Genomic DNA, 22,510 nt, shown 5'->3' with positions numbered 1-22,510 from the left:
CCCTATAAGGGCTTTTTTCAATGCTTATAAATAACGCTTTTTCCCGTTTTGATAAATGTTTACGTGAAAGCCGTTCATTTCTCCGATATAGAGTTTAGAGGGTAAATCAGCTACTTTGACAGATGAAGTAATTTCTACAGTTTGATACCCCTTTGATTCTAACGTAATGGTATGAAGTTTAGGCTTATTCATCATTTGTAAAAAAGGCTGTTCATCTTCAAAAAAAGCGCGCTTATCAATTGCCAATTCAAACGTAACAGGCTTTGAGCGGTTATTTTCAAAGGAAAGCTTGCAGTTTCCCGTTAATATGGTTTCTCTTTTATTAGTCTCGAATGTACAACTGCTGTTTTCAGCATCGTAAGAAACAGCATACATTCCTGACAACACGGTCTTTTGCATGACTTCAATCATAAACCCAGGGCCGGAAGTAACGATGAATGCAGCTAAAATCGTTAGTTTTAAACGATGACGGTTTAAACTTTTATAAAGTAAAAAAAGACTTATTAAAAGTATGATTGCCCAAGCATTGTTAGCATAATAGAATCCCGTCATTGTTTCTTCATTTCCATAAATGGGAAGGCCTAAAAAAGAAAAGACAGAATTAATAAGCGGCGCTGAGTTAGGGAAAGGGATATTTAAGATAAAAACAGCTAGTAAAAAGATGAGTCCTTTTATCAAAAGTGATCGTTCACGAATCATGTTGTTCCTCCTTAGCTATAAATCACGTATCATTATATACTATTATTATCTTTTTTTGTAATTAATGGTTATTTTATTGCATGGGAGAAGAGAGAGTGGAAAATAAATTGATAAAAAATGTGCATGTCCATTTATAAGCGTCGTAGTTTCTTAGAAAACAGGATATGAAATATTTATTTTTGTGCAAATGATACATATTGCAGAATGAAAAAACTTTATGGCGCATCACAATCCAGAAATGTCGGTAGCCTCAAAGCTTACACAGAGGGTTTTAACAGATGCATAATTAGGATAAAGCCTGTCTTAGAACAGAAACTTGCTATTTCTAAATTGATATGTTACACTAAGGTTAATTATTTTTGTTCGGTATGAAATTGAAAGAAGAGAAATATTCTTCAATAGAAATTTTTATCTGGAAATAGTACGATTGAGCAAGGGTAGTAATATATGTGTGGAGTAATTCCACCACTGGAGGAAATAGTATGACTGAAGGTACAGTAAAATGGTTTAATGCAGAAAAAGGTTTCGGTTTCATCGAAATTGAAGGCGGAGAAGATGTATTCGTACATTTCAGCGCAATTCAAGGCGACGGATTCAAATCTTTAGACGAAGGTCAAAAAGTGACTTTCGACATCGAGCAAGGTCAACGCGGTGCACAAGCTGCTAACGTTGTAAAAGCATAATTTTATGCAATCCAAAAAAGACTCCGACTTTGGACGGGGTCTTTTTTTATTGTAGCAAACACGCAGGTAACGGAGGAATACGTATGAGTAAAGCAAAAGGTAAAGGTGGCACGGGGCGAGGCACCGGCAAAAAAGGGTGGAACCGCTGGCAGGCGAGTGCAAAAAAGAAGAAAAATGCAAAGCCTTATAAAAGCAAGGGAACAAAAAATGCTGATAAGCCGGAAGGCAACTAATCCTATATGCGCAGTATCATCTGCAACTTCGACTTACTCTGCTTGAGTAAGTTTATTTCATATGGAATTATTTTTTTATTGCTTTTTTGACAGATTGCTGTCACTATATGAAATAATAAAGTGATTTGTGTGAATTTTCTATAAAAATTGATTTTTTTTGCAAACACTTTCATATTTCGACAACCTTTTTGATTTTTATCGGTTATACTTCTTTATAATAGATTATAGAAAGATGCAGGGGAGCATAAAGTGAGAGAGGAAAGCGACAGTTTACTCTGTACGCTTTTTACGTTTCTGGACCGTATTGCAGTAGCGTCGTAGTAAGTAGATCATGCATCAGTTTAGAACACATCAAAACTCAACTAAGTGTAACGGGGGGATATGAGTGAGCGCAGGCATCGTAATTGAAAAAGTTCAAAATTATGCTATGTTAGAAGATCATGTTTTGGTTGAAATGGTTCACAGCGGAGACGAAAAATCATTGGAGTATTTAATCAATAAGTATCAAAATCTTGTAAGGGGAAAAGCAAGAAAATACTTTTTGATTGGTGCTGAAAAAGAAGACATCGTCCAAGAAGGAATGATTGGACTGTACAAAGCAATTCGCGACTTTAACGAAGACAAGCTAACATCTTTTAAAGGGTTTGCGGAGTTATGTATCACAAGACAAATTATTACGGCGATTAAAACGGCTACTCGTCAAAAGCACGGTCCGTTAAATTCGTACATTTCATTGGACAAGCCTCTGTATGATGAAGAATCAAACTATACGCTGATGGATATGATTCCTGGCGATCAAATTGCTAATCCGGAAGCGGTGCTGATTCATCAAGAAAAAGTGGAAGACCGCGAGTTAAAAATTGCGGAAACACTTAGTGAATTGGAAAGAAAAGCATTGACGCTGTATATGGACGGCCATTCATACGCTGAAATTTCGAAAGAATTAAACACGCACGTCAAGTCAATTGACAACGCGCTGCAGCGTATCAAAAGAAAGTTAGGTCGAGACGTAGAAAGCAGACAAGCTATTTCATAATAGGTAAAGAGGACCTTATTGGATAATAAGGTTCTTTTTTTATTGAATAGGTGTCTATTCTGCACTGAAATATTTAGCAAATTTAGGTTTTTACCATAATTTCCTTTATGTGTTAAACTAATAGCACGTTAATTTCGAAGGAGGATTTTATGTTTTTCTTTCTAGACAAGCATTATGACAAGCTAACGTGGATGATTGTAGGAATCGGACTTATTCCTTTTTTCGTAATGCGAGATATGCTTACATTTGTATTGACCCTCTACATATGCTTACAGGGAATTCAACATCGCAGGCTTATTAAAAAGAAAATAAAAGCTACCTCTTGGGGTAAGCGTATTTTATACGTACTGTGTTTTTTACTATTAATTGTTGTATTGGCTTATTCTACGACTCATATGCTTGCTTGGGCACATACGCATCATGTGTTCATTGTTTTTCAATTCATTATGATTTACCTGCTGATTCTTTTAGGTAGGTTTTTACTGTCTCACGTCATTCCAAAAGTGATGAATAAGCTACATGAATAGAAAAGGGCCGGACCTCAAAGGGGTTTCGGCTCTTTTTCACGATCTTTTAAAATGTCTTGAATAATTTCAATATGAACAGAAGCCCACGATTGTTCACGGAAATGAAGAAACACGCTTGGAATGAGAATAAAAACATACAGCACGACAAAAATAATCCAAAGCCAGCTGCCGTCTTTAAATAAAAATTGCTGCAGCCGCTGCGAAAATAAAAAAAAGAGCCAAGGCAAGGCAGAAACAAGGATAGGGATGACGCCGGAGCCGTTTTTTTCTTTGGTCATTCGGTAATACACTTTTCGTAAAATAGCGCTGTCGAGCGTAAGGTAAAGCTGCCGAATTTCTTCCATTTCCGCTAATTCATCAATATCTTCTGCGTTTTGGTTTTGATGAGCCGCTTTTTTCAGTTTAAGGTAGACTTTATGAGCATCGCCGCGCAGTGAAAACATATACCAGCCTCCCGCATATTGTTTCGTCTTCTTTAACAGAGTTTGCAGGTGCATGTAAATCTATACAAAAAGTTTCGTGATACGAAAGAATAAGAAAACAGAAGTGTAAGCGTAAATCATTAGTAGAAAATGAGAGAAAACAGCTGATTTTTACTCTTTTTGGCCGCCTTTACACATCAACTAGCAGCACATATACTAATAAAAGAGCAATTAGTTACCTAGGTAAATAAAATGAAAAGGTGAGGTGAGAAAAGTGAATAACTTGGTGTTTCATGAGCTTCATCAAAAGTCGAGATTGTCTATTAAAGAAGTAAATGAAGTGTTAAAAGCGTACGGGCTATACAGCTCACAGTATTCGATTTTATTTTGTTTAAAGCGATTCGGCTCGATGACGCAAACGGAGATTTGGCAGTATTTAAATGTCGAAGCGCCAACGGTTACCCGCACGTTAACAAGGCTTGAAAAAAGCGGATGGATCGTTCGAAAAGCAGGCAGTGATAAACGAGAGCGCATCGTTTATTTGTCTCCTCAAGCGAAGAAAAAGCTTCCAGAAATTCAGCAAGAAATTGAACGTTTAGAAGAAAATTTGCTGATTGCTTTATCCGACAGCGAACAGGATCAGCTTATTTCGTTATTAAAGAAAATTTGTAAATCTACAGAAAAGGGTGAAATGAATGACGAACCAGCAGGAGCCAATCTGGACTAAAAGCTTTATCAGCATTGCGATTACCAACTTTTTTATTTTTGTCGTGTTTTATGCATTGCTGACGCTGCTGCCGATTTATGTATTAGACGCCTTGGACGGCACGAGTACGCAGGCAGGGCTTGTTGTTACCATCTTTTTATTATCTGCGATTATTGTTAGACCGTTTTCAGGGAAAGTCATTGAAAACATTGGAAAGAAAAAAACGCTTGTATTTAGTACCCTCATTTTTGCGCTTTCTTCCTTCTTATATACGTTTATCCACCATTTTAACGTGCTTTTATTACTGCGCTTCTTTCAAGGAATTTCATTCAGCTTAGCGACAACCGTCACCGGAGCGATTGCAGCGGATTTAGTTCCCGCTAAACGACGAGGAGAAGGGCTTGGCTACTTCGGAATGTCAATGAACTTAGCTGTAGTTGCAGGGCCGTTTTTAGCATTAACGCTTCATCAATACATGGCATACAACATTATTTTCCTTGTATTTGGCGTGATTATGCTCGTTGGTTGGCTGTGTGGAATGATGGTCAAAAATCTTCAAGAAAACGCCGCTTCGCCAGTGAAGAAATCATTTTCACTGAGCGACTTGTTTGAAAAGAAATCCATGCCGATTTCATCTGTAGGTATTCTCGTTTCTTTTTCGTATGCAAGTATTATTTCGTTTATTTCTGTGTACGCACAGTCGCTTGGATTAATTAAAACAGCAAGCTTTTTCTTTGTTGTGTTCGCAGCTGCGATGCTGATTTCACGACCGTTTACCGGAAGACTATTCGATAAATCTGGTCCAAACATCGTGATTATTCCATCATGCGTTGTCTTTGCGATTGGTCTATTTAGCTTAAGCTTTACGCATTCTTCTTGGATGCTGCTGTTTTCAGGTGCATTAGTAGGACTAGGCTACGGAACGCTGCTTCCTAGCTTCCAAACGCTGGCGATTCAAGCAGCGCCTGCTCACCGAAGCGCATATGCAACTGCCACGTTCTTTACGTTTTATGATAGCGGAATTGCAGTTGGTTCGTTTGTATTAGGAATTGCAGCAGGTGCTTTAGGCTATTCAAAATTGTACTTTGCGCTTGGTATTTTTGTTCTTTTGATTACACTTTACTACAAGTGGATTGCAAATTTACGTCAAAAACAAAAAGCAGCAAATATCCAGGTGGGCATGAAATAAAAAAGCTCGGCGTAATAGGGACTGACCCCCTAGAGTGAGACAAATAAAAAACACCTTTAAGTTAAAAAACGGGTATGTAGTACCTAACAATAACTTGGAGGTGTTTTTTCTATGGGGACAAGAGTCAGTTATCCGGTAGAAATAAAATTAAAAGCGATTGAAATGAGATTAGCTGGTATACCTGTAAAAGAAGTATTGTCACAGCTGAATATTCGTAATCATACCCAATTGAAAACGTGGATGACATGGTATAAAAATGGAGAAATGCATCGATTTGGACAGCCTGTAGGCAAGCAGTATTCATATGGAAAAGGTCCTGAATTTAAAAGCGAGACGTCTAAGTTAGAGGCAGAGAACCGGCAGTTAAAGCAACAGATTGAGATCTTAAAAAAGTACAAGGAATTGGAAAGGAAGTGGTACCAGAAATTGTAGTAAACACAGTGGAAGAGCTAAAAGGTCAGGTGCCTATTTATCAAATCTGTTTACATCTTAATATCCCTCGATCCACTTACTATCGTTGGAAGCAACATACAAAACGGGATACATTAAAGAAATGGATGGAACAACAAGTTGGTGAACAATGTCATAAACACAAGTTTCGATATGGCTATCGAAAGATTACAGCATTACTCAATCGAACGATGAAGATTAATCATAAGTTTGTGCAGCGTGCCATGCAGAAGTATGGTTGGCAATGTCGCGTAAAACGGAAGAAACGTCAGCGAACAGGGCAACCTTATCAGGTTGCAGAGAATGTATTAAATCGTGAATTTCGAGCTGATCGTCCTCTTCAAAAACTAGTGACGGATATTACCTACTTGCCTTTTGGACCCAAACAGTTGTATCTTTCAAGTATTCAGGATTTATTTAACGGAGAAATCATTGCGTATTCCATTGGTGATTGTCAAAACGTAGCGTTTGTTTTAGATACGTTAAGTCAACTTCCTTCTTTGCCTGAAGGATGCACGCTGCATAGCGATCAAGGTTCCGTGTACACATCGTATGCTTATCAACAAAAAATCAAAGAAAGAGGCATTACCATGAGTATGTCCCGCAAAGGGACTCCCGCAGATAATGCCTCTATCGAATCGTTTCATTCCTCGCTAAAGTCTGAAACGTTCTACCTTGACGAGTTGACATATACTACGACCACCATCGTAGAGCAAACCGTCAAAAACTATATTACTTATTATAACAATGCCCGTATTCAAACAAAACTAAACAACCAGTCACCGGTACAATATCGGCAACTGGTCGTTTAAAAGGTGTTTTGATCCCTGTCTCAAAAACAGGGGTCAGTCCCAATATGCGCCGAGTTTTTTTATGGATTTTTTACAGGACTTTGGAAGGGAAGCATATTTAAGTCAAAAGGTACTAGCCAATTCCTATCCATCTGCACCATACTTTAACAGGGGAACCATTTACATATAAAACTTCTTGGATGAAATAAAAAACAAAGGAGAACAAACATGAAAGTAATGAAACCTCTTATGGTCACAGCGTTAGGGCTTAGCCTTGCCACTTTTTATGAAGGCGCTTTTCCTGCAGAAAAAGTTGTGCAAGTACAGGCTGCTACAGATAAAAACGTGATTGCTGATAAAGCAAAAACGTATGAAGGAGCCGATTATACATCTGGAGGAGAGACGCTAAGCGAAGGGTTTGACAGCTCTGGCTTCGTTCAATATGTGTTTAAGCAAGCGCTGGATACAACGCTGCCTCGTTCCGTGAAAGAACAGTCAGCGCTTGGGACAGACGTTGATAAAAACGAGCTGCAAGCGGGTGATGTATTGTTTTTTGACACTAATGAAAACGGTGAAGTGAACGTAGCCGCTATTTATATCGGAGACGATGAGATGATTTATGCATCTTCTTCAGATGGAAAAGTCGTGGTGAAAAACATTTCAAGCAGTGCCTATTGGTCATCACATTTCGCTAAAGCAAAGCACATTACAGGAGCACCGGAAATTGCAAAAGATAATGAAGTTATTGCAGAAGCATTAAAACATCTCGGCACGCCATATGTATTTGGAGGCGAGTCGCCAACAGACGGTTTTGACTGTTCCGCATTTGTTGCCTATGTATTTCAACATGCATCGGACGTCTACCTTCCGCGATCAACCGATCAGCAGTGGCAAGTTGGAGAAGAAGTTGCACGGGCAGATTTAAAGCCAGGAGACGTTATCTTTTTTAAAGACACGTATCGTGAAGGGATTTCACACGTAGGCATTTACGCAGGCGGCAATCAGTTTATTCACGCCAAGCGTAGCGAAAATGTGACGGTTGATTACCTAACAAGCAGCTACTGGACGTCTAAGTACGCCGGAGCAAGGCGCTACGATGACTTATCGCTGTCAAAAGACAATCCATTTGTGACGGAATCTCTTAAATATGTAGGAGAAGTACCTTACGCACAAGGTGGGACAAGTCCTTCTACAGGCTTTGATACAGCTGGTTTTGTTCAATACATTTATAAAGAAGCAGCTGGAAAAGACATTCCGCGCTATGCAAGTCAGCAGTGGGAAGCAGGAGAAACCATTTCACAATCTGACTTGAAGCCGGGAGATCTCGTCTTTTTTGAAGGAAGTTCACTTATTCCATCTATCTATATTGGAAATGACTATGTCGTTCACGTATCCACATCTGAGGGCGTGAAAATTACAAACTATAAAGTAGACAGCTACTGGGCGCCTAAATACTACGGAGCAAAGCGCATGCCATAAAAGTGAAAAACTAAGACAGTCTGGGGCTGTCTTGGTTTTTTAATAGGTAGCCAATTGTTTTTGTATATCTTTGATTCGCTCTAGCGTTATCCCTTCCCGCTGCTCGATGGCTAAAGGATGATCGGTTGGTTCTAATTCAATGAGAGGTCTCGTTCCAACAGGTCTTGTATGCACATTTGTTTTTAAATTTAACGTTTCAGGATAGCCTGGAATTGAAACTGAAAACCAGCCGAAATAAGGCGGTTCATGTTCTCTTTCGTCACTTTCCCATAAATTTATCATTCGATGAAAATTTTCTTCGCTTAAAGAAACCCAAATGTTCCAAATGAAAGGGTCTTCTTCATTAAGAACGGGAATTTCAACACAGCCTCTGACGAAAAAATGTTCTTGATTCATGATACAAATCTCTGAATATAGTTCAAAGTCGTTTTGTTTTTCATCTTCTGACGCCTCATAATAGTAAAAAGGAGCTTCACTTGTATAGCTCATAGGCGAAGCGGGCAGAGGGTGTTCACAGGTTAAGTCTTTATAGTGAGGTTTGTTCGTTTTCTTCTTGCCGTATAATCGTCTTCTTCGCATATCATTTTAGACTCCTCAGATAAAAGTATCTTCATTATAATACAAAAAAATGGCTGCTTAAGCGTATAATGTATAAAAAAGTTTAATTCCCCGTATCTTTTGAACTTCCTTTAATCGTTTACTAAATAGAGAGTGCAAAAGGAGTGAAAATCATGTCACATTCAAAAAAAATTGAAAAACAAACAGAAAGCTTTGATGAGGCCTGCTGGAACGAGCATTACCCAAAACTGCAGCAGTACTGCCGCTTTTTAGCACAAAATGTGTGGGACGGAGATGATATCGCGCAAGAAACGTTTTTAAAAGCTCAGCGATATAAAGGCGAAGAGCACAATTTGTCTTCTGCGCTGTTAAATAAAATTGCGTACCACCACTGGATTGACCTGCTGCGAAAACGAAAGCGTGAAGGAATAGTCGAAGAAAAAGCTTTGGAACAACAAGCCGATAAGCATGCGTTTGATAGTAAGGGACACTCGGTCGAACTGCTGCTTAGTCAATTTACGCCGAAGCAAGCGGTTATCTTTTTTTTAAAAGAAGGCTTTCGCTATCAGCTGAAAGAGATCGCTTCGATTTTACAAACGTCAGAAACAGCGGTGAAAAGCAATTTACATCGTGCTAAGCAGCGGTTAGAAAAAGACAGTGAGCCGTTTTCTACAGATTCTTTTTGGAATGAACAAGAACGCAAAAAGCTGTCAGAGCTGTTTTACAAAACGTTAGAATCGCAGGATCCAGCTCTTTTGATTCAAGCTTTACCTTCCTTAAAAAGCATCATCCAAAAACCGACGTATACTCCGACATGCACTCTCTGCATGGCTGCATAGCCATATTACGTGTGATAGGGAGGATATATATGAGTACCATTCCATATGTAATTGAACAAAGTAACCGCGGTGAACGTTCGTATGATATTTATTCAAGGCTGTTAAAAGACCGAATTATTTTAATTGGTGATGAAATCAATGATCATATTGCTAACAGCGTGGTCGCGCAGCTCTTATTTCTTGCGGCAGATGATCCTAAAAAAGATATTTCACTGTATATTAACAGCCCCGGAGGTTCGACTTCAGCAGGGTTTGCGATTTATGATACGATGCAGTACATCGAGCCGGACGTTCAAACGATTTGCACGGGCATGGCCGCTTCTTTTGGCGCACTGCTTCTCCTAGCAGGAGCAAAAGGAAAGCGCTATGCGCTTCCAAATAGTGAAGTTATGATTCATCAGCCTCTAGGAGGAGCTAGAGGGCAGGCGACTGAAATTGAAATTAGCGCCCGGCGGATTTTAAAATTGAAGCAGCATATTAATGAAATCATATCAACACGAACGGGGCAGCCGGTTGAAAAAGTGGCAAACGATACGGAACGAGATTATTTTATGAGCGCTGAAGAAGCAATGACTTACGGAATTATTGATGGTATTCTGTTGCCGAAATAAAGAGGTGATAAGGAAGCATAGACGGCAGCGTCTATGCTTGCTTGTCTATAGAAATAAGAAAAAAGACCTTAGTATTATCTTTATTTTTCTTTAAAAGGTAGGTATTATATAAAATATAACAGATTTTAGAAAGAAGGTTTTACACATGCAAGAAGTGATTGGAGTAGAGCAGCGGTCTCTGTTTCAAAAAGTATTAGTCACATTTATTTTTTCGTTATTTATTTCAACAGTTGGCTTATATGTAGGTCAATATGTGCCGCCGGCTTATTTCCTTCCATTAGCGATTGCTGAACTTGTGATGCTGGTTGCCGCATTTATGTTACGAAAGAAAAAAAGCGTAGGATATGGCTTTACATATGCTTTTTCATTTATATCAGGCATCACGCTGTTTCCGATTGTCAGCTACTATGCATCAGTAGCGGGAGCGCAAGTCGTTCTTTATGCGTTTGGAAGCACGTTCGTTATTTTTACGGTGATGGGTGTAATTGGCGCAAAAACGAAAAAAGATCTAGGGTTTTTAGGTAGCTTTTTATTAGTGGCGCTGCTAGCATTAGTGTGCATCAGCATTTTCTCGCTGTTTAGTCCATTAACAACGCCTGGACTTATGGCATTCTCAGTGATTGGTACCATCGTTTTCTCACTTTACGTACTATATGATTTTAACAAAATGAAGCATGGTGAAATTACAGAAGAGCTTGTTCCACTGCTGGCACTATCTCTTTATTTAGACTTTATTAATCTATTCATCAACTTGCTTCGCTTTTTTGGTATTTTAGGCAGCGATGATTAATAAGAAATAGGCTGGGACAAAAGTGTTCTAACTGAAGGGCGATCCGAACGGTGAAGATTCTTGATGGAGAATCTTCACCGTTCGGATTTTTTTATTGGTAGGATGAGCGTAGGTGTCATCCATTTAGATGCTTCTAGCTGTTGATTGGAGGGCAAGGCGGAGACTCCTGCGGGAGAAGCGGAATAGGTGAGAACCCGCAGGAGCGGAAGCGACGAGGAGGCTCAGCGGCCGCCCGTGGAAAGCGAAGCCTTGCACGGAAATCAACAGCGGTATAATAAGCAGTCCACCTCATGTATCCAATCTGTTGATCTTTAGATGGGATTGATGTAGTTATATCACAATCTCTTTTTTTGTTTTAGTTATTCTCCGCCATCCCCATCTCCATCCTCGCTAACGTCATCCTCTGTTTTTTCATAGTTTGGTCCGGTAGCGTAAGGTTCTTTCAAAAACTTTTCAAGCCACGTGGAGCCTGTAGCGACCGCGCCGTTTTTAGCATGAATAAATTCACTGATTGTATATATTTCAACGACTTGCTTTCGATATTTACGAAATAAAAATGCGCTGGCAACAACGCCAATACTGATGATTACATACGTATTCATGGAATCCTCCTTATAAAAGGGTTAGTGTTACGTATGCCGCATAGTAAAAGAATATGCATAAGGTGTTGTAACCAAACAGATTGATGTAAATCATAATTGTGACGATTTTTCATGGTTTCTCTCATGGATATTTTTGGTATTATATATTTGTGATGAAAAATAAGATGAGGAGAAGAGCGAGTCTTAAGAGGAGGGGAAGTATGAATAAAGTAGTTCTTACATCGTTATTCTTTTTCTTACTAGTTGGTTGCAACCAAGAAAAGGTCAATGTATCTACACCTAATGATGAACAAGTTCCAGTGTCAGGAAGCATTGTGGTTAATGACAAAGAGTATGAAATGCGAGTAGGAGAATATGAATGGAACGGTGACGATGGTGCGCACATAACCAAAACGGATTCTTACTCACCAAAAGAGGTTGCTAAAGAATTTGATGACCTCACGCTAGAGAAAGATACCAAAGTTACAATTCTACTAAAAAACAATCCAAAACTTACAATTTATCAACTAAACAAAAATAATCAAAAAGAAAAAATTAAAATAACGGATAATCATATTGAAGTGTCTTCAAAGAGCGGTTACTATCTTTACGAAGTATCGGGTAAATGGCCTCATGGAAAGGCAACTTATTTATTTGATGTGAATGTGAAATAGCGAACTGATCGGATATTTGGGAGTTATAGTGAACTGCTATACATGCATGAATTTAAAAGAAGTTCGTTTAGTGGTGCGAGCCTTTGAAAAAATGGTAGTATAGAGCAGGTACATAGAGAACGCAAATTTTTTGGAAGGATGCATGCTAGTGGTGAATTTTAACGAGTTTTTTACCATTTCTTCGTATGAAGTAATGGAGCATTCGAGTCGAAAAGAAAACGGAAAGAATATAGATGAATATGAAGTGATGTTGTATAACGAAAACGTTAGTCAAACAGAAAATGTGATGATTAAATTTAAAAAGGTGAGCGATGAAATAGCAGTGGAAAAAGTACAAACTCTCTCTTACTTTAATCAACAGCGTCCTAAACACCCCTGTAAGATTTGCGGCAGTGAAGTGATGGTAAAAGAGAACAGCACTGAAGAACTGGATGTTTACGCGCATAATTGTTCATTTAACGATGAAGAAATAGAGGATTGTTTAAGAGAACTAGTACAAAATGAACTTTTGCAGGATGGGTTTACTCAAGAAGAATTTGAACGGAACTATGGAGTTAACTACCGTGATGACAGTAATAAAGAATATGGCTTTTACGACGCGCAGCAACGAGATACTTTTTACACCATCTTTAATGATAGTGTTTATCACACCTCATACGCAGGACCACAAGAGCTCCGCTGCAAGTTTTGCGGGATGGACGAAGAGCTGCTTGTTGTAGACGGAGCCTTTTATCAAAAGTGCGCAGTGCTAACTCCACATACCAATCAAATTATTGATATGATTGAAGCAAGAAAACAAAACGAACCAGACGTAACAAAACGTTGATGAGAGAAAAGAGGCCGGAGCTTGAGAAGAACATAAAAAAGAAGCTTCCTTTTGAGCGAAAGGAAGCTTATCAAATTTGTACCTATAGGGTTGAGTGGTGCATAATTAAATAGCTATCGGAATAACCGATGAATCATTAAAGTAAGCAACTTCTGAAAGAATACTGCAGCCTTTCAGCTTTTTGAGCTGAGAAAGCGCTTCTTCTTTACTATCAAACTCGTACATTTTTATTTCATCTTTTCTGACATAACACGTAATCACATACATTTTAGAAGTACCTCCACCTATCATGTAGAATTTATTAATAAAAAGCTATAGCAGCTTTTATTCCCTATTAAAATAGCGTAAGTGCGCCTGTGACAATAGCAAGGACAATGAGAACAAGAGACGTTAAAACGGCCCATTTAAATGCAAAGCGCTGATGTTCACCAAGATCAACACCTACCATACCTACAAGTAAGAAAGTAGAGGCAACGAGTGGACTTAATAGATGAACAGGTTGTCCGAGTACTGAAGCTCGCGCAATTTCCATTGGATCAATTCCGTAGGAAGCAGCTGTTTCAGCGAATATTGGTAAAACACCAAAGTAATAGGCGTCGTTACTCATCACAAATGTAAACGGCATGCTTGTCAAAGCAACGATTGTTGGTAAAAACGAACCGAGTGAATCAGGAACTAAATGAATTAACAGGCTTGCCATTTCGTCAACCATTTTAGTGCCGGAGAGTATTCCTGTAAAAATACCCGCTGCAAAGACAAGGGCTGCAACGGTTAACGCGTTGCCTGCATGAGCCATTAAACGTTCTTTTTGATCCTCAAGTTTTGGATAGTTAATCATAAGAGCAAGCGCAAAACCAATCATAAATAAAACAGAAACGGACCAAATACCAGAAACTAATACGACCATAAGTGCAATGGTTAAAGCTAAGTTAATCCAGATTTTTTTAGGCTGCGTAATATCTTCTTGAGAAGTTAAAGACGCGTCTTCAGCAAAAGCAAGCGAGCTTTTTAATTCAAACTGCTCGATGTCAATAGCACCAAGTCGTCTGCGCTCTTTTTTTCCAAGAATATAGCCTGTAAAAATCACCCACAAAGCTCCGCCAATTAACGTTGGAAGAAGTGGAATAAAGAACTCTGATGCATCGAGGTGAAGGGCGACAATCGCACGAGTAGCCGGGCCTCCCCAAGGTGTCATGCTGCTCATAATACTAAGAGAAAGCATCGCAACCGTCGTTAACACTAACGGGCTCATATTCAGACGTTTATACAGTGGAAGAAGAGCAGAAACCGTAATCATATAAGTAGTTGTACCGTCTCCGTCTAGTGCAACTAAAAGCGATAGAAGAGCGGTTCCAATCACGATTTTGAGCGGATCGCCTTTTACGATTTTTAACAGCTGCTTAATTAATGGATCAAACAGGCCGGCATCAATCATAACGCCGAAGTATAAAATGGCAAACAGCAGCATCGCAGCTGACGGAGCTACTTGTTTTAACCCTTCTAGCATCATGTCTCCGACGCCTTTGCCAAATCCTCCAATCACGGCAAAAAGAAGTGGAATGACCATTAAAGCTACGATAGGAGACATCCTTTTTGACATAATGAGATACGTAAAGACAATAATCATTGTAAAACCTAGTAGTGCTAGCATTCAAACAACCTCCTTTATTTTCCCTCTTTTCTTTGAAAGCGTTTACTTTTAGAGTAAAAAAACGTGACTAACATCTCTCATCCCCATGTATGAGACGTAGTTTGATTATTAAGAATTTTTAAATCCGCTCTTTACCCCCGCTGATGTTTCTTGTTTTCATGTTAGTACATTTTGAAAAATAAAGGAAATATAGGTTTTTTTAGAAAGTTCATAAAAAAATTTTATAATGATAGTCTAGAAAAAAGCTTGGTCTAAAAGAAAGTTTCTTCCAAGACCCAAACTTTTTTGCTTTTTGCTTTATTTTTCACTTAGCTTTAAAAAGTCAATAAATGCTTTCACGACCGCTAGATTCAAATAAGAAGGATCATACATGAGCCAAGTGTTTCGAAGCAAAGGTGATTCATCTCGGTATGAAAGTCCGTATGTATATAAATTGTCGCTGGAGTGAAGGCAAATTTCTGGTAAAATCGCAAAGCCTAAATCATTTTTAACCATTTCTTTGGCCGTTTCTTGCCGGTCAACTTCCATCGCTACAAACGGAGGCTCTGAAAACTTGTCATGCCACCAGTCTTGAATGAGATCTTTTAGCGACGTATCGGTTTTATAGTTAATATAAGGCAGGTTCGGCAAGTCATCGATCGCAATTTCTTTTTTCGAAATTAAGCAAAGCCGCTCTTTTGTCAGCAGTGATTTTTCTCCGTTCCACGGGTAATTGCCTCGCAAAATACCAACGTGCACACGCGAAGAGTCTAATAGATTCATAACTTGCGTACTCCAGCCTGTATTGACACTGAACTGTACGTTTGGATAGTGAAGAGAAAACTGTTTTAAAATTTTTGGGAGTTTATGCTGCGCAAAGTTACTCGATACCCCTAAGCGAAGCGTGCCTGTAACGGTTTCGCTCATATTACGCATGCTGTCTTTTGTTTCTTGCAGCTGTTTCCACATGTTTTCTGCATAGCGAACAAGATGCTCACCTTCAGATGTAAACTCAATTCCTTTTTTCGTTTTGAAAAAAAGCGTCACGCCAAATTCTTCTTCAAGATTTTTAAGCCGGTAGCTTAAAGAAGGCTGCGATACGTAGAGCCTTTCAGCCGTTCGCGTAATGTTCTTTTCTTCGTGAAGCGTTTTAATTAATATCCAATCTTTTTGATCCATCCCAATTCCCCCTTGTATTTAGATTATAAAAAAATTTTTAAAAAGACAATAAATTTTATGTATTTTACTTATGACCACCTCTATTATACGATAAATGGCAAATGAACCGGTTCTAAATAGTAAAAAAATAAAATGGTTTGATGAACGCCTCGGCGTTTGTTAGTAGGGGAGAAAGGTGATTAAGATGACGCGTATTCCTGTAACGGTTATGAGAGGTGGAACGAGTAAAGGGGTCTTTATCAATCATGAAGAAATGCCTGTGAACAAATCGGATTGGGAACCGTTTTTGCTAGATATAATGGGAAGTCCGGATCAACGTCAAATTGACGGGTTAGGCGGAGCTAATTCGCTGACAAGTAAAATTGCGATTATAAAAAAATCAGATTTAGAAGAAGCTGACGTAGATTACACGTTTGCGCAGGTCAGCATCAGCGAATCTCTCGTTGATTTTAAAGGAAACTGCGGCAATATCTCCTCAGCAGTGGGGCCTTACGCAATTGAACAAGGACTTGTACAAGCTGTGGAACCGGTGACCAAAGTGCGGATTTATAATACGAATACTAAAAAAGTAATCGTAGCGGAAGTAGAAGTAGAAAACGGGAAAGTGAAAACAGAAGGAGAATGTATGATTCCTGGAGTGCCAGGTACGGGTTCACCTATTTATCTTTCGTTTGAAAACGGAGAAGGAGCCGTTACCGGAAAACTGCTTCCGACCGGGAACGCTATTGATCTTCTGCAAACATCCATCGGAACAGTAAAAGCATCAATTGTTGATGTAGGAAATCCGCTTGTATTTGTTAAAGCAGCGGATATTGGCCTAAAAGGAACAGAACTTCCGCATGAATACAAGGACATACAGCTGAAGCTATTTGAAGAAATTCGCTCCATTGCAGCGGAAAAAGCGGGGCTCGCACCTCAAGACAAAGCAACTAAACTATCACCAGCGGTTCCAAAAATGACGATTATTGCTCCTCCAATGGACCACCGCGACGGGACTGGCAGAGACAAAGAGGCTTCTCAAATGGACGTATTAATTCGCATGATGTCGATGCAAAAACCGCATCAAACGCTTGCGATTACAGGAGCAATTTGTACAACGGCGGCTATCTATACAAAAGGCACGCTTCTGTCAGAAATGGTTCAACTAAAAGGCGATACGGTTCGACTTGCTCATCCAATGGGAATTATGGAAACCAGTGTAGATCTAAAAGAAGGACAGGTTAATGGAATCAAAGTAGTGCGTACGGCCCGTCTTATTTTTGAAGGATTTGTTTATACAAAGCACGCGTACGATGTATGTTTATCAAGTTAATAACGTTCTCTAAAAAAAACTCTTTCTAGGAAACTAGGAAGAGTTTTTTTGTGTTAGAATATTTTTACTAAATATTGAAAAAAGTTGGTGGTAGTATGAAAAAAAGAACGTATATTGATTTAAGCCACGTCATTGAAGACGGAGTTATCACGCATAAAGGCTTGCCGGCACCGATTATTTGCGACTATTTAAGCCGAGAAGAGTCTAAAAAGCTGTATGAACCAGGGACTGAATTTCAAATCGGTAAAATTGAAATGGTCACGAATACCGGTACGTATATTGACGTGCCGTTTCACAGATATAAAAACGGAGCAGATTTGGCTCAAACGGCTATTGATAAAACAGCCGGACTGGAAGGAATAGTAGTTTCAGTCGACCCGACTTTAACGGCTATTGATGAATCTCATTTTCAGCATATAGACGTAAAAGGCAAAGCGATATTAATTCACACGGGATGGGATCGCTACTGGAATACAGACGATTATCTAGAAAACCATCCATACTTAACAGAAAGCGCGGCGGCTTATTTAGTATCTCAACAGCCCGCTCTTGTCGGAATTGATTCGATGAATATTGACGACACAAAAGGAAAAGCAAGACCAGCTCATACGCTGCTGTTAGGAGCGGACATTGTGATTGCTGAACACTTATGTCGCTTAGATCAACTAACGGAGTCCTTTTTATTTTACGCCGTGCCTCCTAAAATAAAAGGAGCCGGAACATTTCCGGTAAGAGCATTTGCGGAGGTAGAAAGAACATGATCCAATTACATAGATACAGGGAAGTGCAGGAATTTAAAAACCAAGTCGAGCCGTTTTTAGAGAAAAATGAAGTTCTTCACAACTTAGCGCTTGGCATTTTACAAAGCTTGCAGGAAAACAGCAAACCAAATTTTATGGGTGTTATTTTAAAAGACAGCCGTGCTGCGCTTGTGTTACTGCAAACCCATCCTCAGCAAATCATCCTGTCTCAAATACAGAAGCTAACGGATGATGAGCTGAACGAAGTAGCGGAGCTGTTACAAGAAACCGCCGTACCGGGCTTAGTTGGAGAAAGGCAAACGGTTTTATATCTTTCTCAAAAACTAGCAGCGCTAAAAAATCAAGAAGCTTCGTTGAAAATGGATCAGCGTATTTACCGGTTAGACAAAGTGAAAAAAGCTGCGGACGCTGACGGAGTTCTGATAAAAGCAAAGTTGGAGCATCTTCCGCTCGTGACGGAATGGATTTGGGAGTTTATGGGCGTCATTGGAGAGCCTGTATCAAAAGAACAAGCTGTCAAAACAGGAGAAGCTTTTATTAAAGCAGAACGGCTATTTTTATGGGAAGTAAACGGCAAGTATGTGTCCATTGCTAATGCTACGCGTCCGACAACCCACAACGTTACGATTAACTTTGTGTATACGCCGCGGGAAGAACGTAAAAAAGGCTATGCATCAAGCTGTGTGTCCACGCTTTCTCAGCTTATGCTAGACAGCGGTTTTCAAACAACAAGTCTATACACGGACACGACAAACCCTACGTCTAACAAGATTTACATGGAGATTGGGTATGAACACGTAGCTGATTCAGCATTAGTTTTATTTCATGAAAAAAAGTAGCAGGCTGTCTGCTACTTTTTCTATTACTTAAGGTTTTTTAACTAAATTAACGTGATTTAACGTTTTGCTATCATCAAAAATAAATTCAAGATCATAGGCGCCGGCGTGATACGTGTATCTCGTTTGAGTCGCACCATCACCTTTTACTTTGCTTGTAAAGTTTGGCTGACCTAATTCTTTCTTTAAGTTAGCTTGCGTGATGGACCCTAAATTTGTTTGACGCTCTACATTTGTACCAAAATAGCGGATTTCGTTAATGACATTATTTTGGTCATAACCAAATGCATATCCAGGATGGCCCATTTCCGCATGATAGTAGTCAAAGTTATTTGATGAACCTTCAGGCGGAGGACCGAACTGATCTCGAACATCTTGACGCAGGCTTTTGCCAATTTTTAAGTCTGCTGTTAATCGCGGCACTTCACCTTGCACCGCCGCATTATAAATTTCGTTAATGTTCTTTACAGCTGTTTGACTTTGACTGCTTGTTTCTTGAGATGTAGCTGCATGTGCTGGTGTATCAAGCTGAGCGACAGGAGCAAATCCAAACGCAGCAATTCCTGTAATCGTCGCAGCAGCAGCCGCTTTTGATAGTCGTTGTTTCATTTTCATGATTTTTTCCTCCTATATATAACGATTTAGCAATCTCAGTCTACCTAAAAGAGAAGGTAGGCCAGAATGGTCAAGGAGTCTTAGTTGAGTTGGTAACTGATATATATAATGTAACACGCCTTTCAGAATATAAACGTCAGGTAAGGTGAAAAGCAAAAAACGATTCATTTATCATAGGTTAAAAGATTTGTTTTTATTCCTTTATTATGTAAAAAAACGTAATATAGGGAGGGTTCTAAGTCTTTATAAAAAACTAGATAATAACTGTAAGTATGATACAATAAATCAAGTATTTGTTAAAAATATAATATTTATTGCTGGAGTTTTGATGTATGGAAAAAAATTTGATGAGAGGTACGCTTTTGTTAACAGCGTCTTCTTTGCTAACAAAGATTTTGGGTTTTATTTATATTATTCCGTTTACAGCGCTAGTCGGAACGTCAGGTTACGCGCTTTATAAGTATGCATACGGTCCATATACCTTGATGCTAAGCTTATCGACAATGGGTCTTCCGCTTGCTGTTTCGAAGTATGTATCGAAATATAACGGGCTTGGAAACTACAGGGCAGGGCAAGATCTATTAAAAGCAGGCCTTCTATTAATGACGATAACAGGCATAATAGGATTTTTAGTCCTCTATACAATGGCGCCTTTGCTCGCTGAGCTAGTGATTAACGGAAAAGATTCCTCAGGAAATAGTCAAAAAGACGTGGTATACGTGATTCGAATGGTGAGCTTTGCTTTAATTATTATCCCGCCTATGAGTCTATTACGAGGCTACTTTCAAGGTAACCAGTCCATGGGACCATCCGCGCTGAGTACAATTATTGAACAAATAGTGCGTGTACTGTTTATTTTAGCAGGAGCATACGCTGTTATTCATCTCTTTCATAGCACGATGACAAAAGCTGTTGGAATTGGTACGTTTGGAGCGTTTATTGGAGGCGTAGGGGGAATAGGGATTCTCGGTGCGACGTATCTAAAGCGCAAGCGGCTGATTATGAAGGAAGTGAACAGCGGAAAGAATAATAAATCTGTTCCGTTCTCTTTAATGTTCAAAGAGCTTGTGACGTACGCTGTTCCGTTTGTATTAGTTGGTTTAGCTATTCCAATCTATCAAAATATTGATACGTTTACGATTAACATGCTTTTTCAATCAATAGGGTATGGACAAGCTAAAGCCGAAACAATCAACTCTGTCATTGGGTTAGCGCAAATTTTAGTAATGGTGCCGGTATCGCTAGCGACTGCCTTCAGCATGTCGCTGATTCCAGGTATTACATCTTCTTTTGTGCAAGGAAATTTACGAGAAGTAAAAGGAAAGATTACAAAAACGCTGCAGCTGCTGTTGTTTTTTACTCTTCCTTCTGCGGTGGGGCTTTGTTTATTGGGTAAGCCGGTATATATGATGATCTTTGGAGCGAAAAACAGTCCTGAAATCGGTGGAGTTGTTTTACAATGGTATGCGCCTGCTGCCATTTTATTTGCTCTTTTTACCGTAACAGCCGCGATTCTTCAAGGAATTAATCAGCAAAAAAAATTAATTTTTGGCTTGGGCTTAGGTATTGTTATGAAGATAGTATTAAACGTACTGTTGGTTTCAAGCTTAAAAGAAATTGGACCTGTTGTCGCGACGTACGGAGGATATGGTGTATCGGTTATCTATAACTTTTATTTAATTGAAAAATCCATTTCTTACCGAGTTCAATCACTAGGAAAAGCCGCGTTGACGCCTGTTTTATTAGTAAGTGTGATGTCAGCCGCTGTGCTTATTGGCAATTATGCTTCTCACTATTTTCTAGAAAATAAGCTGTCTGCATCTTCACTTGCGATTAGCACGTCTTGTATTTCAATAGCTTTAGGTGCTGCTGTGTATCTAGGGCTTGGCGTCAAAACAAGTTTAGGGCAATCTGTTGTGTTAAATAGAAGAAAAAGAATGTAAAGGAGAGAAAGAAGTGTCAAAACGATTTGTACTAACCGTAGCCGCTGGAGGATGTATCATAATCTTCAGCGCGCTGCTGCTACTAAACTGGGAAAAGGTGTTCGGAGACTACCGTCCCATTCAAACAGCAACAGCCGTATTCAAGTTAGAAGTGGGAAGTCAAGATGTAGCAAAGACTACGGATTCAGATAATGTTCTTTACTATATGGTGAAAAAAGGACATTTAGATGAATATATTCAACTGATGGATGAAAAAGGCTATGTGTTAAAAGAGAAAGATATTGATCATAACCGACTTGTTTTTAACAATGGACAAGAGGATGAGCAAATTTACTACAAGCGCTTTGCTAGGAAGTATACGATGATTGATGGAGAAGGGTAAAAGCCTTCACTTGGAATTACTACATACTAAAATCATTAAAAGAAAACACCACCTTGCGAATAAAAGGTGGTGTTTTTTTGTTAGATTATCTCATCTTAGTTTTACTCTTGCTATCCCTGTTACGACCATACTCGTAATAAAAATAACTATGATTCCAATGTTGGTCGGGGTATCAAAAAATGTTTTTGAAACGGCTAAAGCGATAATAAGCCCAATAGCTATGCCAGATAGTTCTTTCATTAATTTCACCGTTAACACCTCTTAACAATATTACTAAGGAAAAGTCTAACATTATTGGTAAAGTGGTTTCAATTAATAACACATTAACCGAAGAGGTATAATAGAACTTATTTGCTACCACTAAACCCTCTTGACCGTCAACAGATTCAGTATAAGTGCTTTGTGAAGAAGTATAGAATGATTCAAGAAGTGAGGTAAAGGCTTTAACTTTTATTTTATATTTTAGTAGACTAAAACCGTATAATCCTATCTGTTTTTGAAGTTTTTTTGCGTGAAAAAGAAAAATAATATTGACAATTGTTGAAAAACTATTAATATTGACTATATTACATAAAACAAATAGCTATTGTTTTCCTTATCAAGAGAGGTGGAGGGACTGGCCCTGTGAAACCCGGCAACCGCTGTCTATGACAGAATGGTGCCAAATCCTTAAGAACAGTATGTTCTTGAAGATGAGGAAGAGACGTTTGGTTAACGAGCTCTTCCTTTATATAAAGGAAGAGCTTTTTTTATATTAT

Annotated in this window: 28 protein-coding genes and 1 riboswitch; of the genes, 19 read left to right on the top strand and 9 right to left on the bottom strand. The window is 38.9% G+C overall.

Going from position 1 to position 22,510, the window contains the following annotated elements; all coding sequences use genetic code 11:
- Nucleotides 1-24: 24 nt before the first annotated feature.
- Entirely contained in the window at nt 25-699 is a 675-nt protein-coding gene (locus NST66_RS18260) for a hypothetical protein (RefSeq protein WP_098999648.1), read from the bottom strand.
- A 482-nt stretch (nt 700-1,181) separates the two neighbouring features.
- On the opposite strand from NST66_RS18260, the gene NST66_RS18255 reads away from it, so the two are divergent.
- The 4 genes from NST66_RS18255 to NST66_RS18240 all read left to right on the top strand — a co-directional run bounded on the left by NST66_RS18255 (nt 1,182) and on the right by NST66_RS18240 (nt 3,178).
- Nucleotides 1,182-1,382 carry a cold-shock protein gene (locus NST66_RS18255; protein WP_013058502.1) on the top strand — a complete coding sequence of 67 codons (201 nt, stop codon included), beginning with the start codon at nt 1,182-1,184 and terminating at the stop codon, nt 1,380-1,382.
- A 77-nt stretch (nt 1,383-1,459) separates the two neighbouring features.
- Nucleotides 1,460-1,615: a DUF3934 family protein gene (locus tag NST66_RS18250; protein WP_162837669.1), complete on the top strand. Its 156-nt coding sequence runs from the start codon at nt 1,460-1,462 to the stop codon at nt 1,613-1,615.
- Between the two features lie 385 nt (nt 1,616-2,000).
- Nucleotides 2,001-2,651 carry an RNA polymerase sporulation sigma factor SigH gene (sigH, locus tag NST66_RS18245; RefSeq protein WP_049165990.1) on the top strand — a complete coding sequence of 217 codons (651 nt, stop codon included), beginning with the start codon at nt 2,001-2,003 and terminating at the stop codon, nt 2,649-2,651.
- 149 nt (nt 2,652-2,800) lie between these two features.
- Nucleotides 2,801-3,178 (top strand): hypothetical protein, encoded by a 378-nt coding sequence (locus NST66_RS18240; protein ID WP_028414947.1) that lies wholly within the window; start codon nt 2,801-2,803, stop codon nt 3,176-3,178.
- Nucleotides 3,179-3,192: 14 nt separating this feature from the next.
- Here NST66_RS18240 and NST66_RS18235 read toward each other — a convergent pair whose 3' ends face one another.
- Nucleotides 3,193-3,621: a hypothetical protein gene (locus NST66_RS18235; protein ID WP_028414946.1), complete on the bottom strand. Its 429-nt coding sequence runs from the start codon at nt 3,619-3,621 to the stop codon at nt 3,193-3,195.
- Between the two features lie 253 nt (nt 3,622-3,874).
- Between NST66_RS18235 and NST66_RS18230 the strand changes: the two genes are divergently transcribed.
- From NST66_RS18230 to NST66_RS18215, 4 genes are all read left to right on the top strand, one after another.
- Nucleotides 3,875-4,327 (top strand): MarR family winged helix-turn-helix transcriptional regulator, encoded by a 453-nt coding sequence (locus NST66_RS18230; protein ID WP_013058498.1) that lies wholly within the window; start codon nt 3,875-3,877, stop codon nt 4,325-4,327.
- Nucleotides 4,296-5,495 carry an MFS transporter gene (locus NST66_RS18225; RefSeq protein ID WP_340843630.1) on the top strand — a complete coding sequence of 400 codons (1,200 nt, stop codon included), beginning with the start codon at nt 4,296-4,298 and terminating at the stop codon, nt 5,493-5,495. Before NST66_RS18230 ends, NST66_RS18225 begins: the two co-directional genes overlap by 32 nt.
- Nucleotides 5,496-5,606: 111 nt before the next feature.
- Nucleotides 5,607-6,757 (top strand): IS3 family transposase gene (locus tag NST66_RS18220; RefSeq protein ID WP_310878861.1). Its coding sequence is split into 2 segments (ribosomal slippage): nt 5,607-5,877 and nt 5,877-6,757, totalling 1,152 coding nucleotides; the frame shifts between segments, so codons are not numbered across the junction.
- Between the two features lie 207 nt (nt 6,758-6,964).
- Complete coding sequence (locus NST66_RS18215) at nt 6,965-8,215, top strand: C40 family peptidase (RefSeq protein ID WP_340843629.1); 1,251 nt, start codon at nt 6,965-6,967, stop codon at nt 8,213-8,215.
- A gap of 39 nt (nt 8,216-8,254) precedes the next feature.
- Here NST66_RS18215 and NST66_RS18210 read toward each other — a convergent pair whose 3' ends face one another.
- The gene (locus NST66_RS18210) at nt 8,255-8,794 is read right to left on the bottom strand and encodes a DUF2199 domain-containing protein (RefSeq protein ID WP_340843628.1); all 540 of its coding nucleotides are present in this window, start codon (nt 8,792-8,794) and stop codon (nt 8,255-8,257) included.
- 152 nt (nt 8,795-8,946) lie between these two features.
- On the opposite strand from NST66_RS18210, the gene NST66_RS18205 reads away from it, so the two are divergent.
- The 4 genes from NST66_RS18205 (at nt 8,947) to NST66_RS18190 (ending at nt 11,288) form a co-directional block, all read left to right on the top strand.
- Nucleotides 8,947-9,612, top strand: a complete 666-nt coding sequence (locus tag NST66_RS18205; RefSeq protein WP_033579985.1) for a sigma-70 family RNA polymerase sigma factor — start codon at nt 8,947-8,949, stop codon at nt 9,610-9,612.
- Between the two features lie 29 nt (nt 9,613-9,641).
- Nucleotides 9,642-10,223: an ATP-dependent Clp endopeptidase proteolytic subunit ClpP gene (gene clpP / locus NST66_RS18200; RefSeq protein ID WP_034271305.1), complete on the top strand. Its 582-nt coding sequence runs from the start codon at nt 9,642-9,644 to the stop codon at nt 10,221-10,223.
- A gap of 145 nt (nt 10,224-10,368) precedes the next feature.
- Complete coding sequence (locus tag NST66_RS18195; protein WP_028409806.1) at nt 10,369-11,013, top strand: Bax inhibitor-1/YccA family protein; 645 nt, start codon at nt 10,369-10,371, stop codon at nt 11,011-11,013.
- A 140-nt stretch (nt 11,014-11,153) separates the two neighbouring features.
- Nucleotides 11,154-11,288, top strand: a complete 135-nt coding sequence (locus tag NST66_RS18190) for a hypothetical protein (RefSeq protein ID WP_257041728.1) — start codon at nt 11,154-11,156, stop codon at nt 11,286-11,288.
- 84 nt (nt 11,289-11,372) lie between these two features.
- On the opposite strand, the gene NST66_RS18185 is transcribed toward NST66_RS18190, so the two are convergent.
- Nucleotides 11,373-11,615 carry a hypothetical protein gene (locus NST66_RS18185; protein WP_048020409.1) on the bottom strand — a complete coding sequence of 81 codons (243 nt, stop codon included), beginning with the start codon at nt 11,613-11,615 and terminating at the stop codon, nt 11,373-11,375.
- Between the two features lie 200 nt (nt 11,616-11,815).
- On the opposite strand from NST66_RS18185, the gene NST66_RS18180 reads away from it, so the two are divergent.
- Nucleotides 11,816-12,268: a hypothetical protein gene (locus tag NST66_RS18180; RefSeq protein WP_028414939.1), complete on the top strand. Its 453-nt coding sequence runs from the start codon at nt 11,816-11,818 to the stop codon at nt 12,266-12,268.
- A gap of 142 nt (nt 12,269-12,410) precedes the next feature.
- Nucleotides 12,411-13,094: a hypothetical protein gene (locus NST66_RS18175; protein ID WP_340843627.1), complete on the top strand. Its 684-nt coding sequence runs from the start codon at nt 12,411-12,413 to the stop codon at nt 13,092-13,094.
- Between the two features lie 105 nt (nt 13,095-13,199).
- On the opposite strand, the gene NST66_RS18170 is transcribed toward NST66_RS18175, so the two are convergent.
- The 3 genes from NST66_RS18170 to NST66_RS18160 all read right to left on the bottom strand — a co-directional run bounded on the left by NST66_RS18170 (nt 13,200) and on the right by NST66_RS18160 (nt 15,903).
- Nucleotides 13,200-13,361 carry a hypothetical protein gene (locus tag NST66_RS18170; protein ID WP_165636182.1) on the bottom strand — a complete coding sequence of 54 codons (162 nt, stop codon included), beginning with the start codon at nt 13,359-13,361 and terminating at the stop codon, nt 13,200-13,202.
- A gap of 67 nt (nt 13,362-13,428) precedes the next feature.
- Nucleotides 13,429-14,745, bottom strand: coding sequence for a CitMHS family transporter (locus NST66_RS18165; RefSeq protein WP_034267599.1), 1,317 nt, complete (start codon nt 14,743-14,745; stop codon nt 13,429-13,431).
- 297 nt (nt 14,746-15,042) lie between these two features.
- A complete protein-coding gene (locus tag NST66_RS18160; RefSeq protein WP_033579989.1) occupies nt 15,043-15,903 on the bottom strand; it encodes a LysR family transcriptional regulator in 861 nt (286 codons plus the stop codon).
- A 184-nt stretch (nt 15,904-16,087) separates the two neighbouring features.
- Here NST66_RS18160 and NST66_RS18155 point away from each other — a divergent pair, with 184 nt between their 5' ends.
- The 3 genes from NST66_RS18155 (at nt 16,088) to NST66_RS18145 (ending at nt 18,815) form a co-directional block, all read left to right on the top strand.
- Complete coding sequence (locus tag NST66_RS18155; RefSeq protein ID WP_340843777.1) at nt 16,088-17,215, top strand: 2-methylaconitate cis-trans isomerase PrpF family protein; 1,128 nt, start codon at nt 16,088-16,090, stop codon at nt 17,213-17,215.
- A gap of 95 nt (nt 17,216-17,310) precedes the next feature.
- Nucleotides 17,311-17,976 carry a cyclase family protein gene (locus NST66_RS18150; protein ID WP_340843626.1) on the top strand — a complete coding sequence of 222 codons (666 nt, stop codon included), beginning with the start codon at nt 17,311-17,313 and terminating at the stop codon, nt 17,974-17,976.
- The gene (locus NST66_RS18145; protein ID WP_340843625.1) at nt 17,973-18,815 is read left to right on the top strand and encodes a GNAT family N-acetyltransferase; all 843 of its coding nucleotides are present in this window, start codon (nt 17,973-17,975) and stop codon (nt 18,813-18,815) included. Before NST66_RS18150 ends, NST66_RS18145 begins: the two co-directional genes overlap by 4 nt.
- 27 nt (nt 18,816-18,842) lie before the next feature.
- Here the strand turns inward: NST66_RS18145 and NST66_RS18140 are convergent, their stop codons facing one another.
- Nucleotides 18,843-19,427, bottom strand: coding sequence for a YjgB family protein (locus NST66_RS18140; RefSeq protein WP_340843624.1), 585 nt, complete (start codon nt 19,425-19,427; stop codon nt 18,843-18,845).
- 332 nt (nt 19,428-19,759) lie between these two features.
- On the opposite strand from NST66_RS18140, the gene NST66_RS18135 reads away from it, so the two are divergent.
- Both NST66_RS18135 and NST66_RS18130 read left to right on the top strand, forming a co-directional pair.
- On the top strand, nt 19,760-21,370 hold the full coding sequence (locus NST66_RS18135) for a putative polysaccharide biosynthesis protein (RefSeq protein WP_340843623.1): 1,611 nt from the start codon (nt 19,760-19,762) through the stop codon (nt 21,368-21,370).
- A 13-nt stretch (nt 21,371-21,383) separates the two neighbouring features.
- Nucleotides 21,384-21,752 carry a hypothetical protein gene (locus tag NST66_RS18130; protein WP_034267584.1) on the top strand — a complete coding sequence of 123 codons (369 nt, stop codon included), beginning with the start codon at nt 21,384-21,386 and terminating at the stop codon, nt 21,750-21,752.
- A gap of 90 nt (nt 21,753-21,842) precedes the next feature.
- On the opposite strand, the gene NST66_RS18125 is transcribed toward NST66_RS18130, so the two are convergent.
- A complete protein-coding gene (locus tag NST66_RS18125; protein ID WP_156830712.1) occupies nt 21,843-21,992 on the bottom strand; it encodes a hypothetical protein in 150 nt (49 codons plus the stop codon).
- A 352-nt stretch (nt 21,993-22,344) separates the two neighbouring features.
- Nucleotides 22,345-22,451, top strand: a riboswitch (SAM riboswitch).
- Nucleotides 22,452-22,510 lie beyond the last annotated feature (59 nt).

Source organism: Priestia sp. FSL W8-0524, from assembly GCF_038005965.1.
Taxonomy (GTDB): domain Bacteria; phylum Bacillota; class Bacilli; order Bacillales; family Bacillaceae_H; genus Priestia; species Priestia zanthoxyli.
Note: the sequence above shows the minus strand (reverse complement) of the source record. Positions and strands in the feature narration are given on the sequence as shown.

Bases quoted from the DNA above. Each gene is read 5' to 3' on its own strand.
- NST66_RS18180 (WP_028414939.1), top strand. From the start codon at position 11,816: ATGAATAAAGTAGTTCTTACATCGTTATTCTTTTTCTTACTAGTTGGT.
- clpP (WP_034271305.1), top strand. From the start codon at position 9,642: ATGAGTACCATTCCATATGTAATTGAACAAAGTAACCGCGGTGAACGT.
- NST66_RS18215 (WP_340843629.1), top strand. From the start codon at position 6,965: ATGAAAGTAATGAAACCTCTTATGGTCACAGCGTTAGGGCTTAGCCTT.
- NST66_RS18255 (WP_013058502.1), top strand. From the start codon at position 1,182: ATGACTGAAGGTACAGTAAAATGGTTTAATGCAGAAAAAGGTTTCGGT.
- NST66_RS18185 (WP_048020409.1), bottom strand. From the start codon at position 11,615: ATGAATACGTATGTAATCATCAGTATTGGCGTTGTTGCCAGCGCATTT.
- NST66_RS18135 (WP_340843623.1), top strand. From the start codon at position 19,760: ATGGAAAAAAATTTGATGAGAGGTACGCTTTTGTTAACAGCGTCTTCT.
- NST66_RS18140 (WP_340843624.1), bottom strand. From the start codon at position 19,427: ATGAAAATGAAACAACGACTATCAAAAGCGGCTGCTGCTGCGACGATT.
- NST66_RS18145 (WP_340843625.1), top strand. From the start codon at position 17,973: ATGATCCAATTACATAGATACAGGGAAGTGCAGGAATTTAAAAACCAA.
- NST66_RS18240 (WP_028414947.1), top strand. From the start codon at position 2,801: ATGTTTTTCTTTCTAGACAAGCATTATGACAAGCTAACGTGGATGATT.
- NST66_RS18170 (WP_165636182.1), bottom strand. From the start codon at position 13,361: ATGTATGTGATTACGTGTTATGTCAGAAAAGATGAAATAAAAATGTAC.
- NST66_RS18225 (WP_340843630.1), top strand. From the start codon at position 4,296: ATGACGAACCAGCAGGAGCCAATCTGGACTAAAAGCTTTATCAGCATT.
- NST66_RS18205 (WP_033579985.1), top strand. From the start codon at position 8,947: ATGTCACATTCAAAAAAAATTGAAAAACAAACAGAAAGCTTTGATGAG.
- NST66_RS18260 (WP_098999648.1), bottom strand. From the start codon at position 699: ATGATTCGTGAACGATCACTTTTGATAAAAGGACTCATCTTTTTACTA.
- NST66_RS18160 (WP_033579989.1), bottom strand. From the start codon at position 15,903: ATGGATCAAAAAGATTGGATATTAATTAAAACGCTTCACGAAGAAAAG.
- NST66_RS18210 (WP_340843628.1), bottom strand. From the start codon at position 8,794: ATGCGAAGAAGACGATTATACGGCAAGAAGAAAACGAACAAACCTCAC.
- NST66_RS18195 (WP_028409806.1), top strand. From the start codon at position 10,369: ATGCAAGAAGTGATTGGAGTAGAGCAGCGGTCTCTGTTTCAAAAAGTA.
- NST66_RS18235 (WP_028414946.1), bottom strand. From the start codon at position 3,621: ATGTTTTCACTGCGCGGCGATGCTCATAAAGTCTACCTTAAACTGAAA.
- NST66_RS18165 (WP_034267599.1), bottom strand. From the start codon at position 14,745: ATGCTAGCACTACTAGGTTTTACAATGATTATTGTCTTTACGTATCTC.
- NST66_RS18125 (WP_156830712.1), bottom strand. From the start codon at position 21,992: ATGAAAGAACTATCTGGCATAGCTATTGGGCTTATTATCGCTTTAGCC.
- NST66_RS18155 (WP_340843777.1), top strand. From the start codon at position 16,088: ATGACGCGTATTCCTGTAACGGTTATGAGAGGTGGAACGAGTAAAGGG.
- NST66_RS18175 (WP_340843627.1), top strand. From the start codon at position 12,411: ATGCTAGTGGTGAATTTTAACGAGTTTTTTACCATTTCTTCGTATGAA.
- NST66_RS18150 (WP_340843626.1), top strand. From the start codon at position 17,311: ATGAAAAAAAGAACGTATATTGATTTAAGCCACGTCATTGAAGACGGA.